Annotated in this window: 15 protein-coding genes; 10 read left to right on the top strand and 5 right to left on the bottom strand. The window is 36.1% G+C overall.

The annotated features are described in order from the left end of the window. Positions 1-3 precede the first annotated feature (3 nt). A complete protein-coding gene (locus tag ACMAZI_RS14385) occupies positions 4-1563 on the bottom strand; it encodes an AMP-binding protein (protein WP_412474381.1) in 1560 nt (519 codons plus the stop codon). A 47-nt stretch (positions 1564-1610) separates the two neighbouring features. On the opposite strand from ACMAZI_RS14385, the gene ACMAZI_RS14380 reads away from it, so the two are divergent. After that, positions 1611-4274: a PEP/pyruvate-binding domain-containing protein gene (locus tag ACMAZI_RS14380; RefSeq protein WP_412474380.1), complete on the top strand. Its 2664-nt coding sequence runs from the start codon at positions 1611-1613 to the stop codon at positions 4272-4274. Positions 4275-4300: 26 nt separating this feature from the next. On the opposite strand, the gene ACMAZI_RS14375 is transcribed toward ACMAZI_RS14380, so the two are convergent. Continuing rightward, complete coding sequence (locus tag ACMAZI_RS14375; protein WP_120404572.1) at positions 4301-5338, bottom strand: DUF3419 family protein; 1038 nt, start codon at positions 5336-5338, stop codon at positions 4301-4303. A 63-nt stretch (positions 5339-5401) separates the two neighbouring features. On the opposite strand from ACMAZI_RS14375, the gene ACMAZI_RS14370 reads away from it, so the two are divergent. Beyond that, positions 5402-6337, top strand: coding sequence for a hypothetical protein (locus ACMAZI_RS14370; protein WP_412474379.1), 936 nt, complete (start codon positions 5402-5404; stop codon positions 6335-6337). Continuing rightward, on the top strand, positions 6327-7241 hold the full coding sequence (locus tag ACMAZI_RS14365) for a GNAT family N-acetyltransferase (RefSeq protein ID WP_412474378.1): 915 nt from the start codon (positions 6327-6329) through the stop codon (positions 7239-7241). Before ACMAZI_RS14370 ends, ACMAZI_RS14365 begins: the two co-directional genes overlap by 11 nt. Here ACMAZI_RS14365 and ACMAZI_RS14360 read toward each other — a convergent pair whose 3' ends face one another. Beyond that, complete coding sequence (locus ACMAZI_RS14360; protein WP_412474377.1) at positions 7242-7742, bottom strand: hypothetical protein; 501 nt, start codon at positions 7740-7742, stop codon at positions 7242-7244. 427 nt (positions 7743-8169) lie between these two features. On the opposite strand from ACMAZI_RS14360, the gene ACMAZI_RS14355 reads away from it, so the two are divergent. The 4 genes from ACMAZI_RS14355 to ACMAZI_RS14340 are packed head-to-tail and all read left to right on the top strand — an operon-like array spanning position 8170 to position 13416. After that, positions 8170-10536 (top strand): phosphotransferase, encoded by a 2367-nt coding sequence (locus tag ACMAZI_RS14355; RefSeq protein ID WP_412474376.1) that lies wholly within the window; start codon positions 8170-8172, stop codon positions 10534-10536. Beyond that, a complete protein-coding gene (locus ACMAZI_RS14350) occupies positions 10529-12154 on the top strand; it encodes an AMP-binding protein (RefSeq protein ID WP_412474375.1) in 1626 nt (541 codons plus the stop codon). The genes ACMAZI_RS14355 and ACMAZI_RS14350 overlap by 8 nt, the downstream gene beginning before the upstream one ends. Before the next feature lie 3 nt (positions 12155-12157). Then, complete coding sequence (locus ACMAZI_RS14345; RefSeq protein WP_114706381.1) at positions 12158-12418, top strand: acyl carrier protein; 261 nt, start codon at positions 12158-12160, stop codon at positions 12416-12418. After that, positions 12403-13416 (top strand): diiron oxygenase, encoded by a 1014-nt coding sequence (locus ACMAZI_RS14340; RefSeq protein WP_334679240.1) that lies wholly within the window; start codon positions 12403-12405, stop codon positions 13414-13416. Before ACMAZI_RS14345 ends, ACMAZI_RS14340 begins: the two co-directional genes overlap by 16 nt. Before the next feature lie 35 nt (positions 13417-13451). Here the strand turns inward: ACMAZI_RS14340 and ACMAZI_RS14335 are convergent, their stop codons facing one another. Continuing rightward, positions 13452-13820, bottom strand: coding sequence for a response regulator (locus ACMAZI_RS14335; protein ID WP_114706383.1), 369 nt, complete (start codon positions 13818-13820; stop codon positions 13452-13454). After that, a complete protein-coding gene (locus ACMAZI_RS14330; RefSeq protein WP_412474374.1) occupies positions 13802-15079 on the bottom strand; it encodes a CFI-box-CTERM domain-containing protein in 1278 nt (425 codons plus the stop codon). The genes ACMAZI_RS14335 and ACMAZI_RS14330 overlap by 19 nt, the downstream gene beginning before the upstream one ends. A gap of 115 nt (positions 15080-15194) precedes the next feature. On the opposite strand from ACMAZI_RS14330, the gene ACMAZI_RS14325 reads away from it, so the two are divergent. The 3 genes from ACMAZI_RS14325 (at position 15195) to rpsD (ending at position 17375) form a co-directional block, all read left to right on the top strand. Further along, complete coding sequence (locus ACMAZI_RS14325) at positions 15195-15704, top strand: rhodanese-like domain-containing protein (protein ID WP_412474373.1); 510 nt, start codon at positions 15195-15197, stop codon at positions 15702-15704. Further along, on the top strand, positions 15701-16570 hold the full coding sequence (locus ACMAZI_RS14320) for an aminotransferase class IV (protein ID WP_114706386.1): 870 nt from the start codon (positions 15701-15703) through the stop codon (positions 16568-16570). The genes ACMAZI_RS14325 and ACMAZI_RS14320 overlap by 4 nt, the downstream gene beginning before the upstream one ends. A 172-nt stretch (positions 16571-16742) precedes the next feature. Next, positions 16743-17375, top strand: coding sequence for a 30S ribosomal protein S4 (gene rpsD / locus ACMAZI_RS14315; RefSeq protein WP_114706387.1), 633 nt, complete (start codon positions 16743-16745; stop codon positions 17373-17375). Positions 17376-17555: the final 180 nt, after the last annotated feature.

Raw genomic sequence — 17555 nt, 5'->3', positions numbered from 1 at the left:
TCCTTATAAAAAGCTTCGAATCTCATTTCGATTAACTCTTGAAAAGTGTCTCGTATCAACAGGAACTTCTCCAAAACGAATCTCAACATTTCCTAAGTTCCACTTGGCAATAAATTCACCTACAGCGTCTTTTAAGCTCTCCTGACCCTCGACAAGACATAAGACCTTTGTATCAACTTGAACAAATGCAACACGAGAGATTCCATCAACTTTGGCCAATTCATTTTCAAGATGAAATGTAGGAATTAATTTTCCATCTATCTTCAGGCAATCTTTTAATCTTCCTAAGAGATAAATTTTATTATCTTTAAGATAACCCACATCCCCAGTTAAATGCCAAAGAGTCCCGTTCTCATCTCTATGCTTTGTGGTTTTATTTGCTGGATGATTATCAATATATTCTTTAATTACATGGGGCCCACTTAAACATATCTCACCCCACTGCACATCTTGATTAAAATCAAAGGCATTATCAACTTCTTTAATTTCTACATCTAAAACATCGATGACTTGTCCGAGTCTAAGCCCCACTCCATCATTGTTAATATACTCATCAATAGGAGTGAAACTGATAGGCTCCACTTCAGTTGAGCCATAAATGATATGGATTTCAACTTGTGAAGAAGCTGACTTAAAGGCATTTAAGACAATACTTGCATCCTTTGTCGTTATCTCTGCCCCACCGATGATAATACTTCTAAGGCTTGGAATTTTTATCTCATTTTCACTTATGTACTTGGCAAGTTTTTTAATGATCATAGGAGTGGCACTAAAGCGCGTAACATCATATTGATTCATTTGTTTTACAACTCTTTCAGGTTCAAACTCTCTAATTTTTCTAAAGTCCATATCAGGAAAGATTGTGGTTATTCCAAGTCCTAAATTCTGCAAAACAAGAGTTGGAAAAAATGGCATATCCACTTCATCGTCTTTGTGAAGCCAAAAATATTCAGATACTATTTTTTGGGATAAAAAGATATCAAGACTTCGATTTGCGGCCTTAGGCCTTCCTGTTGAGCCACTTGTAAAAGAAATAAGAACCGGAGCATCTGATTGGAGAGGAACTTGTTTAAACTCCAATGTTGGATCATCTTTTATCTTAGTTAATTGAGTTGAAAAAAGACAACTTTGATCAAAAGTAAAACGCTTCATCTTCCAAAGAGCTGGTAGAAAAGGTGTCCACTTGAGAAGCTCTTTTACTGAAATGATTGCCTGTGCATTAGCATCCACGAGGGCCTGCTTTAACTTCTCTTTAGGCATTGTAGAATCAACAGACACCACAACTAGTCCCAAATAAAAAATAGCACACATGAGTTGATAGAGTTCCAGTCGAAGAGGCATAATAACAATTATGCGATCCCCTTTCTTTAGGCCTTGAGACTCTAGTGTCTTGATCCATGCTCCAACTTCTTTCATGAAGTCTTCATAATTAAGATCTTGGCCTTGATAAACAAGACAGCGCTTATTTAACTGAGAGCGAAAATGCTCGTCTAAATAATGGCAGCCATTTATTGGTATCCCCGAGTACCCCAGAGTTTTCCTTATATCCTCAATTTTTTTCATATGATAATATTAAATGAAATCTATTAAAAAGTAATGTTGGGTAGGAAATGTATCTATTAACGAAATCGCAAGCATTGCTTGCAACAACGAATGAAATTGGTGGAAAGGCTTTTAATTTAGCTAAACTTGAGAAGTGTAAAGTACAGACCCCTGATTGGTTTTGTCTCTCTACTCATTATTTTCAAACATTGATTGACAAAAATGATAAGCTAAAGAGTCTTATTGATGATTATACAAGATTAGAAAATCTCGACTCACTAAAGCAATTGATCGCGGCCATTCATAGTGAAATTGATAAATGTGAAATTGATATAATTGAAGATGTCATGGCCCATGTTAATGGAGAGCTCCACTACGCTATAAGAAGTTCTGCAGCTGATGAAGATGGAAGTCATTTCTCATTTGCAGGACAACTGGAGTCATTCCTCTACGTCCAAGGTAAAGATAGAATCGCTCAGGCCATTCGAAACTGCTTTAAAAGTAACTTTTCACTAACTGCACTTACATATCGATTTAAGAATAATATTCATCATACAACACCCAAGATGGCCGTTATCATTCAAGAAATGATTGATCCTCAAAAGTCGGGTGTTCTCTTTACTGCAAACCCTATAAATGGGCACAGAGATGAAATGCTAATTTCAGCAAACTTCGGTCAAGGTGAAGGTGTTGTAAGTGGTGAATGTAATACTGATGAATTCACTATTGATGATCGCGACGTGATTAAAAGTGAAATTAGAGAAAAAGATTTCAAGATCATCGCTGACTTTGAAAATAAGACCACAAAGAAAATCGATGTAGAAAAAGATGAAGTTAAATCACCGGTCTTATCTCATGATGAAATAAGAGCAATTAGAGAACTTGCCTTTTCTATCCTTAAAATTAAAAAGAAGCCTCAAGATATAGAGTTTTGTATTCAAGATGGTGAAATCTACATAGTACAAACAAGAGATATTACCTCTTTACCTATGGATAAAAGACATGAATTTATGAATGTCTTTGATAACTCAAATATTCAAGAATCTTTTAATGGTGTTACAACTCCCCTTACTTTCTCATATGCATCTAAAATGTACTTCAAGGTTTATCATCAACTTCTAGGTCTAACGGGGCTAAGCGAGAAAGAACTAAAGAAACACGAAAAACGACATAAGAATATGATTGCGCTTATCAATGGGCGCGTCTTTTATAATATTCAATCATGGTACAAAGGTCTTTTGCTACTTCCATCTTTTAAACAATCAAAAGGTGATATGGAAAAGATGATGGGAATTACAGATCCAGTTGACTTTATCGAAGATAAGGACCTTTCATTTTCCCAGCGCATGGCCATGATACCAAATATGATTAAATCCTTTGGCAGCCTACTGTGGTATTTTTCTAAAATAGATAAGGTCGTTGCTGATTTTATGGATGGCTTCTACGAAGTATATAATAAAATCGACTTTTCAAAGCTTAATCGCCTTAACCTTACACAGCTCTACGATCTAACTGAAGAACTGGATCAGAAAATCACTGAAAAATGGCATGCCCCTCTCATCAATGACTTCTACGTTATGATGATGAATGGAAAGATGTATCGTTGGATGGATAAATTAGGCTATGAAAATCCAGATCTTGTTCTAGGAAATCTCCTCTCTGGTGAGTCTGATATTGCTTCAACACAGCCAACTAAGGAATTACTAAAAATAAGTGATGAGATAAAAAAGTGGGACAATACTCTTGTTGATGAATTTCTTAAAGTTGAAAATAAGAATGTCTTAGACTTTATCTATTTAAATGATAAGAAAGTTTATCAAATGTGCTTAGATTATATTGAGGCTTTTGGTGATCGTACAATTGGAGAATTAAAACTTGAAAGTCTTTCTCTACGTGAAGATCCAAGCTTCTTAATAAATATTCTAAAGAACTATGTCGTTAAAAAGAGCTTAGGATATGAAACCTTCATTGCTGGCGAAGTCGAATTAAGAGAAAGTGAAGAAAAGAAAATTGCTCCTGTTGTAAAAAAGAAATTATCATTCTTTGCAAGAAAGCGCTTCTATAAGGACCTTGCAAAGCTACGTAAGGCGATTCGCTACCGCGAAAATACAAGACTACTTCGTACAAAATCATTTGGTATTTCCCGTCAAATTTATCGAGAAATGGGAAATCAAATGGCTTCATTTGAGCTTATTAATTCACCAGAAGATATTTTCTTTTTAACTTTAAGTGAAATTGAAGAATTAAAAGATGCAAGGATTGTGCAAACACGATTAAAAGACTTGATTGAACTTAGAAAGGCCGAGTACGAGTCATATGAAAATGATGAGCCGGGCCATCACTTTAAAACTTTTGGTTTCGTACATGCTGGTAATGACTTTATCTATGAAGGACACACACAAATCGATCCAGATGGTGCCCTAAAAGGTATTGGTTGCTATCCTGGGCAGATCAATGGTGAAGTCGCTCTACTTTTTAAGCCTGATGAAGGAATAGATGTAAATGATAAAATCCTTTGTACAGTTAGAACAGATCCAGGATGGGCCCCACTCTTTCCTTCAATCAAGGGACTATTAGTTGAGAAAGGCTCAACTTTATCTCACTCAGCAGTCATTGCAAGAGAGTTAAAGATACCAACAATTGTAGGTATACCAGGCATCACTAAAATTATTGAAAATGGTGATGAAGTTGAAATGGATTGTGAAAGAGGAATTGTAAAGATAGTAAAATAAAAAGGACCTAACTAGGTCCTTTTTTATTATGCGATTCTTCGATAAAGTTTAATATTATAAACACCAACCTTCTCATTTTTAATCTCTGAAGAAAATTGATCTGTAATATCCTCAAAGCCTGCAAGATCAGGCTCAAAGACTCTTAGATAGTAGCGAACACAAATTACTCCACCAACTTTAATTGAAGGCTTGGCCTTTTGAATAAAGTTATTTCCAAGCTCATCATCAAAATAACTTGGAACATCAGAATATGAAAAATAATCATATTGTTTTTCGCCATTTGATAAAGTAGAGACGATATCACCTATTTGATAATGAATTTCAGATTCTTTTACACTTGTTTGAAGGCCATTGAAGCTTCGACACCTAAGAGGTGTATTCGTCAACGTTACTTCACCAAACAGACATAGACTTAGAAAGAAATTATCCTTTATCAAAGTTGTAGAAAAAAGTCGAGCAAAGCGTGAACGATAGAATTTCACATAACTTTCTTTCAAGTTCTTTTTAATAAAATCCCCACTATAAAGTAAAGAATTCATCATGGCCTTATTACCAACAATGGCCAAAACCACCGTCCAGCGCACGCTAAACGAAGTTGAAGTGATGATATATTTCTGCTCTTCTATACTTTGGCAATTCTTTAACTGGCGAATAAGTTTGTGGCCAAGAATCTTTCTGGCAAGTTTAGAAAACTTAAGAAAAGTTTTCTCCCAACTTCCGGCCAGGGCAGCAATTTCATTACTATCGAGAATATCGTGAAGCTCAATATTTATTCCAATACTCTTTAAAATCGATGAATCATCGTGATAAGCACGAAGAAAGCTTACTTCATCTAGCTCACAAATGGCCTTCTCATAGGCCCTCGCCCATTCAATTTGAATCTCTGAGACATCGAATAAATCTAGCTGACAGCCAGTTTGAGGTAATAAGTAGAGACCGCGAGGTCCTGCTCCACAAATAGAACCAATGCTCTTGGGCTTCAACTTTTTACAAATATTGGCCTCTAGCTCAATGTCTTCGTTAGCTAATGAATAATTAAGTTTATCAGTAAAATATTTCGCCATAGTCCAATTATAAATGTTTTCATTATATAATGATATTAAGAAAATAAATTCAAATGAGGGTGTATGAGTAAAGACATTAGTCACATTACAATGGAAGATTCATTTTTAAAGAGATACTTCGCTTGGTCACAGGAAAGATTTCCAATCGATAATGTTATCTCAGGTATCATTACATATTTTGTAATGTCTCGCATCGCACTCTTTCTAACTGATCAAAGTCTCGATTTTGTCGTAATGGATCTTCTTGGAGCCGTTGCTGTAATTGGACACTATTATATTTTAAGAGTCTTTGATGAGCACAAGGACTTTGAAATTGATTGTATCAATCATCCAGAAAGAGCACTTCAAAGAGGACTTATAAAGCTCTGGCATCTCGATATCATGGCGGCCATCTTCACTGTCATCTGTGTAAGCTTTTCATTATTAATCTCTAATAATTATCTAAGTCTTATTTGCTACGGGATTGTCTATATTTGGTCCGTTCTTATGGCAAAGGAATTCTTTGTTGGAAGCTGGCTTGAAAAAAGACTAACTCTTTATTCTTTCTCTCACATGCTGGTCTCTCCTCTTATCATAATTTGGATCTTTTCAACAAAGTGGCAGGTTCCTCAATTTGAAACTTATTCTATTATTGTTCTCGTCATGGCCTTAACTTCTGGCTTCTCTTACGAAATTACAAGAAAGACAAGAGGCCCAGAAGAAGAAAGTGAAACTCTTGATTCTTACTCAAAGATCTACGGCATTGGTGGAAGTGTGCTCATTATCTCAATTATGAATATTATTACACTTGCCTGTTTTCTATATTTCACAACACTTATCCCTAACCTTCGTGGTGTTACTGTAGGAATGGGAATAGCTGGCTTTGCAGCAGCACAGTCAACTCTTTTAAAGTTTTTAAAGAAACCTAGCCTAGATGGAAGAAAGAAGAATGAAAAATCATTTGGACTCTTTGCTCTTCTTCTCTACGTTGCACTACTAGTAGGTATGTATGGAAATTAATTTAGAAGGCCTATCAATTCAACATAAACAGGAGTTTGAACTCTTTAAAGACAATGATTCCATCTCAAGCATTGAGCAGTTTAGTGATGATGACTCAAGCGCTGTCTTTTTCCTAATTGATAACAAGGCCTATTTTGGATTTTGCCAAGGTAAGCTTAATAATAACTTCATTGATGCTGCCAGAGAATATAAGACCAAGCATCAAAGTGAAAAGATTGTAGGGCCATTAAACTTTTCAACTTATAATACATATCGCTTAAAAGAAAATGAAGACCTTCCCCATCACTTAATGGAGCCGCCATATGAGCCTGAGCTTTATCAATTATTAAAGTCACATGGTGAAATCTTTGAAAGTTATCTAACGTATGAAATTAATGACTTTGAAAAACTCTTAGACTGGTCAAAGCAATTTGATGAAATCGATGATAGTGTCATGAAAGATCAATACACTCTCCAAGTCATTGATACAAAGTACTGGATGGATAATATCGAACGCTTTTATAAAAGTGCAGATCAAGTCTTTGGAGAAAATCTAGCTTATTCAACTCTTTCATTTGAGACTTTTAAAGCAAAGTATGGAGAGCAAGCAGCGGGACTTATCTGTCCATTTACTTCTCGCTGTCTCATTTCAAAAGACAACCAACAAATAGTGGGAATAATTTTAAACTTCATTGATATCACGGCCGCTGACCGAAAGAGACTTCTTATAAAAACGATGGGAGTTCATCCAGATCATCGCCATATGGGGCTAAGCTTTATCTACTTACTTAAAGAAATTATTCCTCAAGTACGTCAAAACTACGACCAGGCATTCCTCTGTCTTATGCGAGAGGGAAATCTACCATCACTTTTTGCTAAGGATATTTCACAAAAGGATCGCCATTATCACTTATTTAGTCTTTGATTAGTCTTTAACTTCAACAAGCTTTTTTGGCCAAAGCCTATAAAGAAAGAATATTAAAAGCCCAACAATTGCCACAAGAAAGCTAATTTTACTTGATACACTTTGTATCGATAGTAAGAACACCCCCACGAGGATACTAATCATAGCAAGACAAAAGCAGAATCGATTCTTACTTTCAGGAATAACACCGACAAATCGTCTTGTGCAATTTCCACAAGTCTGAGGCTTCTTTATTGCATGCATCCAAGAGATTGTGCGCTTCCCGCAACTTGGACAAGGACGAATATTGAAATCCTTAAGTGCGGGCTCTGTCATTTTCAAATCACCATCTAAAGTCATCTCAATATCCATACTCTTCTCTTTTGCTCTCTCATCAATAAACTTTTTTAAACAGTAAGTTATTAACTTCAACCAGATCAACGCAGCGATGGTGACAATGAGAAGTAGTAATACTTTCTCTGTATAGCTTCCAACAGAAATGAACCCTTTCAGTTGCGTCATTAAGTAGTTATAAAATTCAATAATCATAAATATTTTGATGTAGCCTAAGAAATTCGTATAAGTCGTATCTCTTTTAAAATCTGACTAATTTTCGAAATACACATCTAGTAATATACGACACTTTATCGTTTAATAGTCAAAAAACATGAGCAATATCAGTAACTTAAGAAAGATCATAGTTACAAACGATAAACTACTGTAATCATAGAAGTTACAAACACCAGAATTTTAAGAAAACCCTAAACGATAATTCTTCAACAATAACAAGGGTTTATAAACAAAGCCTTATTCAAGAAAATTTATGTTCAAGTTTTTAAAAAGTTTAATCCTTTAGTTAATAGAGCAAAACAACGTAAAAACTCTGAACACCTATAGTATTAATTTCAAACTCCCCCATGTGAAACGCTCAAAACGCTATATTAGAAGGATGAAGATAGAACAAACACACACAAATTCTGCAAATGTGGAGCTTGCTCCTGCCCCAAAAACTGCTCAGAAAGCGACAAAGAAGAGGCTGTCGGCCCCATCTCGTTTTGACTACTCTGAGGCAGCTCGTCTAAAGCGTATCGAGCTTCTAGAAGAGCAATGTGGGCAAGACCTTGATGCCATTGCAACAACGGACCTGGATGGCCTAAATTTAAAGGGAAATATCGAGTCCTACGCTGGAAGTATTTCAATTCCTATGGGAATTTGTGGGCCACTGAAAATGAATGAAAAGGGAGAGACGGAAGAGCTCTATATCCCTATTGCAACTTCAGAGGGTGCTCTGGTTTCTTCAATTAATCGTGGTGCACTTGCTGTTTCACTATGTGGTGGTTTTAAAGCAAAGGTCACTAGAAAGCGCATGTATCGCGCACCTGTTTTTACATTTGAAGATATTGATCATGCTGATGAATTTAAGGCATGGCTTGAAGATAATTTTAATACAATCAAAAGTATCACAAAGAAATATTCTAATTTTGCTGATCTAAAAAAGATCAAGACGACTCTTATTGGTCGCAATGTTCACGCTAAATTCATTTATGAATGTGCAGATGCTTCTGGTCAGAATATGACTACAGTTTGTACTTGGCAGTCATGTCTATGGATTAAAGAAGAACTTCTTACTTCTAAGATTAATCTTATTGAATTTTTCTTAGAAGGAAATGGCTCAAGTGATAAGAAAGTTTCAGTTGGATCGGCCATGCAAACTCGTGGAACTTACGTGACTGCAGAATGTGTGATCACAGAAAAAGTACTAAAGAGAATCCTTAAAACTTCAAGTACAGACTTGATCAACCTATATCTTAGATCACTTCCAATCACACGCCTTGAAGGGATGATGGGATATAACGTAAACGTTGCCAATGCAGTTGCTGCAATCTTTGCTTCAACGGGACAAGACCTTGCTTGTATCCATGAGTCATCTACGGCGGTTTTAAATTTTGAAAAACACGAAAAAGGTTTATATGTAAGTTTAACTCTTCCATCTCTTGTAATCGGTACAGTTGGTGGTGGAACAGGACTTGGCCATTATAAGAATTGTCTTCAAGCAATTGATTGTGCAGGAGCTGGAAAGGTTGAGCGTTTTGCAAAAATTATTGCAGGAGCTGCTCTATCTCTTGAACTTTCAACAATGTCGGCCATCTGTGGTGGACAATTTGCTTACGCTCACGACAAGCTTGGAAGAAATAATCCAAAAGATCAGCTTAAGACAAAAGATATAACAAAAGACTTTATCAAAGAAAACTTCTCTGATCTTTCTGAATCACTAAAAGAAAGTGAGACTATTGAACACGATGTAAAAGTTAACGTTGAAAATGGAATCATCACAGAAGCAACATCAAGAGTTGTAAATAAGTCGCTTGGCTTTACTGCACTTGAAGTGGATAAAGAAAAACAAGTTATTTTAAAATCAAAACCACTAGATACTGATGTAATTGCAGGCCTTGCAGCAATTGCTGGTTTTGCAGATAGTGATATAAGACGCAAATTCTTAAAAACTATTCGAGATAACGAATTTACAAAATGTCATATTAGAGAAATAGAAGCTTACCGAATGGTATCACGTGATTTTTCACGTTATATACCGACTCTACACGGTACCTATATCAATACTCAAAAAGAAGCATATTTAATTCTTCTTGAAAATTTAAACTTCTCACAAGTAGAGCTTATTAATACTGAAGCCTCTCCAGAGCTGTGGATTAGTTCAACGAGAGAGCTTATTTATGATGCCATTTCAAAGGTACACACAAGCTTTCTTTCAAGTGAAGAAGTTAGTAATTCTTCACTAAACTTAGGAAAGACGAAAGTTGACGCTGATTTAACTAAATCAATTATTACCTATATCCGTGCTCAGCGCTACATAAGTGCAGAAACAGAAAGTAAATTAGAAGAAATTCTTTCTAATATCAATAAATGGGCAAAGCTTATTGATGAAGGTCCAAAGACTCTTACACACAATGACTTTAACCCAAGAAATATCTGTTTTAAGAAAGGTCGCCCATGTTTTTACGACTGGGAATTATCAAGATTTAATTCTCCATACCGTGATCTAGTAGAGTTCATGAGCTTTACAACTCCAAGTGAGGAGATTGCAAGTGATATTGAATTATTCTTTGAAAAAGACGGTATTGAGCTAGAGAGAAATGAAAAATTAGAAAATATGTTGGCATGCTCATATGAGTACTTACTTAATCGCGTACTCTTCTACTATGTTGGTCACAGTGTAAATGAATATGTATTTATGCCACATATCTTTAATAAAACGCTTGAAATCATCCAATTCATTGAAGGAGAGCTTGATGCATAATCTAATTCAAAAGCTACTTTCACACTCGATTGAAGAAAGAAATAAGAAAGTCTTATTCTTTTATAAGAATTATAAGCTTGTGTCTTCTCTATCCATTAATGAGATGATGGAAAAAGCATGTCAGATTGCATCTAAGATTATTGAAAACGATATTAAAGATGAGAATATAATTCTATCTTTTGAAAACGAAGAAAACTTTGTCACTTACTTCTTTGGGATCATCTTATCTGGAAATACACCAGTTCCAATGGCCTCAAATGCCCTGATGCTAAAGAAAGACTTTGAAGAGCTACTCTTTCAATTTGCCTCTAGTGCAAAAACAAAGTATATCGCCGCAAAGAAGACACCAGCGGGCTACACAAATATATTAAAATTAGATGAAGCAAAAAAACTGGCATCAAGCTTTGCAAACCCAACACTTGAAGATACTTGTTTTATTCAATACTCTTCAGGTTCTACTTCTGCACCAAAGGGCGTTGTTATTCGTCATAAAAATCTACTGGCAAATAATGAGCAAATTAATATTGGGATTAAGCTAACAGATAAAGACTCGATTTGTACTTGGCTTCCGCTTCATCACGATATGGGACTAATAGGAAGTCTAATGACAGCACTTCTAAGTAATTTAGAATGTCATATTGTGCGAACTCAGGATTATGTTATTGCCCCTCACAAATGGCTACACCTTGTGAGTGAAACAAAGTGTAGTGCCCTTTGTATACCAAATTCGGCCTACTATGTTTGCGCCACAAAGATTCCAGAAAGCAAACTTGAAGGGCTTGACCTAAGTCATATTCGTTTTGCTCAATGTGGAGCTGAGCCAATCAAGGCAAATGTTCTCGATGCTTTTAGCAAACGCTTTAAGAAATATGGATTTAACTCAAAGGCCATAATGCCTGTTTACGGACTTGCAGAAGCAACCCTTGCTGTTACCTTCCACGAAGTAGGAACTCAGTATAAAAAACAGTCTCGTGACAATGAAGAGTATATCTCATGCGGGAAAGTCCTCTCTCCTACTGAGCTAGAGATAAGAAATAGTGAAAATGGAATTGGAGAAATCTATATTAAGGGGCCATCAATTTCAGACCACTACTATGGCCGTGCCACTCACCTAGAAGATGGATGGCTCAATACTGGTGATCTAGGCTTTCTAGATGAAGACAAAAACCTCTATATTACAGGAAGAAGCAAAGACTTAATTATCTGTAATGGAGTTAATATTTATGCCAACGATATCGAGTTTGAGGCCGCAAAAGTACCTCAAGTAAAACTAGGTCGCATCGTGGCCTTCAGTGTACCAGGACTAGATGGTGAACTGGCCAAAATCGTTATTGAAACAAATGAGAAGTCATTAGAGGGCCGCAATAAGATTAAGGAGCAAGTTATTGAAATCCTTAGATCTAAAATTGCACTAACTTTAGACAGTATTATCATTGTTCCAGAGTTGACCCTAAAGAAGACCACAAGTGGAAAAGTAAAAAGACAGGATGCGAGACAGCGCTTTCTTAAGGGAGAGCTAAATAAAGTTGAAAAACGCTTTGGCCTTAACTTACTTGCATCAAAGTGGATTAAAAATAAGTTTAAGTTTAATTTCTTATTAAGAGAAAAAATAGGATAAATAATGGCACAAAAACTTCTTACATATTTAAATGAAGCAATAGCAGAAGTTTCAGATAAAGAAGTTGTGCTAAGTGAAGACACAAAGTTTGCAACTCTTGGACTAGATTCATACGATGCCATGAGTTTTATCGCCAGACTTAAAGAAGACTTTGAAGATCTACCTGTTACGATCTTCTTACAGTGCCAAACAACAACAGACTTAATTAAATACTTAGAAAATAATCATAAAGAAGAGATGGAAGAACTATGGAAACAAGATTAGTAGAAAGACTGCAAAGACTTAATAAACAATCTGTGGACCGTGCTTTCACTGTAGAAGCTCTTGATTGGACAAAGCCAATTGATAAGAGTTTAAAGTGGACACCAGATGAGATGATTACAATCTCATATCTTCCTAGTTATGACTTATTAACTGATGCTCAAAAGCTTCGCTTTAACCAATTAATTGGCCTTTCAATTTGCGAGCAATTTATATGGTTTGAAAATGTACTTCTCAATCCAGCTCTTAGAAGCTGTAAGAGAATCTATAAGCTAAATCCAGAAATGAACGAGGCCATCGATCACTTTATGGAAGAAGAAGATAAGCACGGTGAAATCTTTCTTCGTATGCTAATGAAAGCTGAACCTGAGAATTACTCAAAAGAGAATCCTCTAAGAATTTTTAAGCTTTCTAAGACTCAAAACTTTATCATGAAAATTGTGACGAAATTTCCACAAATCTTTCTATGGTGGATTTGGATTGCCCTATTCTTTGAAGAGCGTACATTAGATATCTCGAAGAAATATAATAAGGCCCTAAAAGAAAAAGATGTTGATTGGAACTTCTGGCAGTGCCATTACTACCACATGCTTGATGAAGTAAGACACCAACAGATTGATGAATGTTTCCTAGCAACTTTCTACAATAAGGCCAACCCTATTCTTAGAAAGATTAATGCCAAGGTATTTATCAACTTCATCTCTAGCTACTTTGGACCTAAGAGAATGGCCACTCGAATTCTTGAACTAATGCAAGAGGAATTCGATGACCTAAGTACTGAAACAATTAATACTCTAAAAGATGAATTTGATACTCTTCGTACAAATGTTGAGTTTCAAAGAAGTGCTTTTTCAAGACAAGGCCTTGGCCGTACTTATGAACTGCTTGCTCAATATGATGAAATGGATGACTTTTGGGATCTATTAATTGAGGAAAGTAAGGAAGATCACCTTGGAAAAAATCGCTTTGTTCGCGGTACTCACTCAACAATTCTAAACTAAAAAAAAAGGCCCTGTTAAACAGGGCCTTGATATATCTATTGGCTTAAATCGCCTTTTAAACTCGTTAGTAATTCATCAAGATCAAATGGCTTATAGAAGAAGCGAGTTACCCCTTCTTTCATGGCCTCTTTAAGAGAAATATCTGCTTGGCCAGAGACGAAGTAGAAAACCTTATCCTTTTGTTCTTTGTGACTATTTGAACAATCAAGTACGACCTTTCCATTACCATCGGGCATCTTATAGTCAGAAATAATCGCATCAAAAGTTCCACCACTATTGATTAGTTTAACAGCGCTATTCCCAGAACTTGCACATTCAGTCTCATAACCTTCAAACTGTAATTCTTCAGCTAAAAGCTCTAAAATATCTGGTTCGTCATCAACGATTAGTACTTTGTAAGGCATGTTTTAATTTCTCTTCTAAATGTATAAGTCGATAATAATGTAATGCATCCTATTATAAATACTATATTTTGTAAAATAAAATAAATTGATAAACTATATAGTTTAATAGTATAGGCCAAGGCTTTGTTTTCTAAGATATATTTTACAAACTTTGGCGCTGTTCCATAATAAAACTCGACAAATAATTGCCCTGCTCCAAAGCTCATTAAGTACTCATCTCGAATATGGCGAAAGTAATTTAAGACATAGTGGTCATGGCCAAAGCCTGCAGTGACTAAATAACATTGATTCTTGGCCAATAATTTCTCAATTGGTTTAGGGTTAATATCACTACTTTCAACAAGTGTTCCGATAAAACCAAAATGATCAACGTAAGCGATGGCCGCACGATAATTTAATCCATTTGTCAGCCTAGAAACTTTTATTGTTCCATCTTCACCTTTTTCTTCAATAATTTCTCTGAAGTTAGTCTTTGCTACAGCGGCCGATGGATTAACTAAATATAAGGCCATTCTAGAAATATAAGAACCATTTCCTCCGTGATCACCTGTATACTCAATGATCCCAGTTGCATCCCCGTCAAAAGTTGCATTAATAACTAGAGAGGATTTTGTCTGAATATCTTCTGATGCAGCACTCATGACTAATTTAAAATAAAGTGCTTGTCCGACAGTATCTGGAATAACGATATTATCTTCATTTGGTGGATAGTCAGTTCCATCTGGCTTTAAAAAGAAAACCAATTCGATCTCATCTTTAATTGTTGCAAGCTTATCTGTAAAACCAGCGCAATTTAATTCCGATGTTGAACATAGATCAATGAAGCTGACAAAAGGAGCTTCCACATCAGAGCTAGGAATTTGAGTCACAATTCTAAAGCTGGCATCTGATCCATTACTATTATCTTTTACAGCAACATATAATTCCTCATCGCTGTAACCTTTAGTATCGATATCCTGAAAGTACAATCCTCCATCAGTAGAAACGACATCCGGTAGATCACTTGAAGTATCAAAATAATAAGCTGCTTCTTGGCTGGCCGTAACTTTTACTGGAACATAAAGTGTAATTGCAGCCTCTGGAGTCGAGCTATCACCACCCATATTAATAAAAAGCTCATTAAGGTTGGTACCTGAATCACCTCTTAATCTAAAAATAGGTTCCTCTATGTCATCAAGTCCCAAGCTAGCAGCGTGTGAGAGTTGACCTGCGATGAAGAATAAATTTAATAAGATGAGTGATTTCAATAATTTTTGCATATTAAAATTATGGTTTATCTTTTCTTCTTGGTCAAATAATAATAGATTTGATAAGAATGAAGTCACTTATAAGTTACTTAAATAACATAGATTCAAAGAGCAGATAGGAAGCACAATGAAGTATATTATCTTGTCATTATTATTTCTTACTTCGTGTATCGACACTGAAGGTATAAAGAACCAAAAACAAGTTATAACAAGTATGGCAACGGCCCTTGGGAAGAAGTACCCAAGTGTAAAATCTGTGGACTGCCAATATCTTTCAAAAAGACTATTACGCCGCGACAACAGACTCGTTCTCGTTGATGCTCGAAATATCTATCAATACGATGTCTCTCATATTCAAAGGGCCATTCCCCTTTCAAAACTCCATGAGACTCACCAAAGCCTAGATGGACGCGAAGTTATCGTTTACTCAACGATTGGAACACGTGCAACAAAGGCCATTCTTGAGCTAGCAAAGTCAAATCAGAAAACGGAATTTAAAAACCTCTTTGGAGGAATTCTAGACTGGCTTCAATGTGGGGAAAAGATTTATAAAGATAATAAAGAAGTGAATAAGATACGCTTTGAAAATGACGCTTGGAATATCGTTCCTAAGGGATATGAGTCGATTCTTCCATGAAAGTAATTAGTATCAATGGCCAAATTATTGATGAAGAAAATGCTAAAATCTCAGTATTTGATCGAGGCTTTCTCTATGGTGACTCTGTCTATGAGGTAACTGAAGTTCGAAATGGAAAGATTGGTTTTCTCGACGAACATCTTGAACGTCTTCGTAACTCAGCTCTTAAGATGCATATGCACCTTCAATTCACGGCCAAAGAGTTGGAAGAACAAATTATGAAAGTTGCCACAAAGCTTCATAAAGAGGGATTCCAGCGTTGCTATATCCGATTAGTTGTTACCCGAGGTGAAGGTGAAATTACACTTGATCCAAAAGCGGCCAGCAAACAAAACCTCATTATTATTGGAAAAGACTTACAAGAAAATCCAAAAACTTGGTATCAAGATGGTGTTGAAGTCATCGTCTCTTCAACACTTAGAAACCCAGTTAAATCAATGGACCCAAATATAAAGTCAGGAAATTATCTCAACAATATCCTAGCTTACAACGAGGCCCGTGAAGCCGGCTACTTTGATGCAATCATGCTCAACCAAGACGGTAATGTAACTGAATGTACAACAAGTAACCTGTGGATCGTTAAGGATGGCGTCTTTAAAACTCCCCCAATTGCGGCCGGACTTTTAAAAGGTATTACTCGAGAAAATGTCATTAAGATTCTAGGTGAAAATAATATCCCTTTTGAAGAGACAAATATTACTGGCTCCCAATTAAAAGAAGCAGATGAGTGCTTCCTAACATCCTCTACAAAATACCTTGTTCCTATTGTAAAAATTGATAATCAGGCCATTGGCGGAGGGCGTCCAGGAGCTAAAACATTACAAGTACTTGAAATCTTTAAAAAGCAACAAGGCATTCCTCTATAATTTCTTGTATTTACGAATTTATTCATTGACAAAAGTAATGACTATTAGCTATAAAGCTTCAGTTGCATCCGAAAATATTAGATAAGATTGATGGGCCTAAGGCTTTGTGCCTTTGAGATGTGATGCAACTTTATCCTTGTCCCACCCAATCTTAATTCATAAGGAGAGCCTCATGGCAAAGAGTACTACAGCGAGATCACGCTTTAAAATCCAAAGAGCACTAGGTGTTGAACTTCCAGGTCTTGGTAAAGGTGGAGCACTAGCTCGTCGTCCATACGGTCCAGGTGTTCACGGTAACAAAAGAAAGAAAATTTCTGACTATGCCGTTCGTCTAAAAGAAAAACAAAAACTAGTATTTCACTACGGTCTAAGAGAAAAGCAACTTGTTACTTACGTTAAGCAAGCTAAGAAGAACACTGCTGGTAAGCCGTGGATGGAAGTACTTCTTACAAACCTTGAGTCAAGACTGAACAACGTTGTTTTCAGACTTGGATTTGCACCATCAATGATGGCAGCTTCTCAAATGGTTTCTCACGGACAAGTACAAGTTAACGGAAAGAAAGTTGACCGTTCATCATACATCGTTAAAGAAGGTGATGTTGTTACTCTAACTGAAAAAGGTTACAACAACCAACTTTACAAGCAAACTCAAGAATCTCCACGTTTCGCAGCTGTTCCAGCTTGTTACAATGTTGAAGGTTCAGACAAGAAGAAAGCAACGATGGTTGCTGCACCTCTTGAGTCAGATGTACCATTTGACTTCAACTCTCAGCTAGTAATTGAGTACTACTGGAAAGTTAAGTAAGCACTCGCGGCATTGGTTGCCCAAAGGCAACCTATTGGACGCGATGCTAGCTCCCCTCGAAGAGGGCAAATTATCTATTCAACAAGCCGGGTTCAAGCCCGGCTTTGTTGTATCTGGAGCTATGGGAAAGCCTTAGCGATAGAAATAAAAAAGCTCCCTACAGGAGCTTTTTTAATTCTT

This window comes from Halobacteriovorax sp. YZS-3-1, assembly GCF_047084945.1.
GTDB lineage: Bacteria > Bdellovibrionota > Bacteriovoracia > Bacteriovoracales > Bacteriovoracaceae > Halobacteriovorax_A > Halobacteriovorax_A vibrionivorans.
Note: the sequence above shows the minus strand (reverse complement) of the source record. Positions and strands in the feature narration are given on the sequence as shown.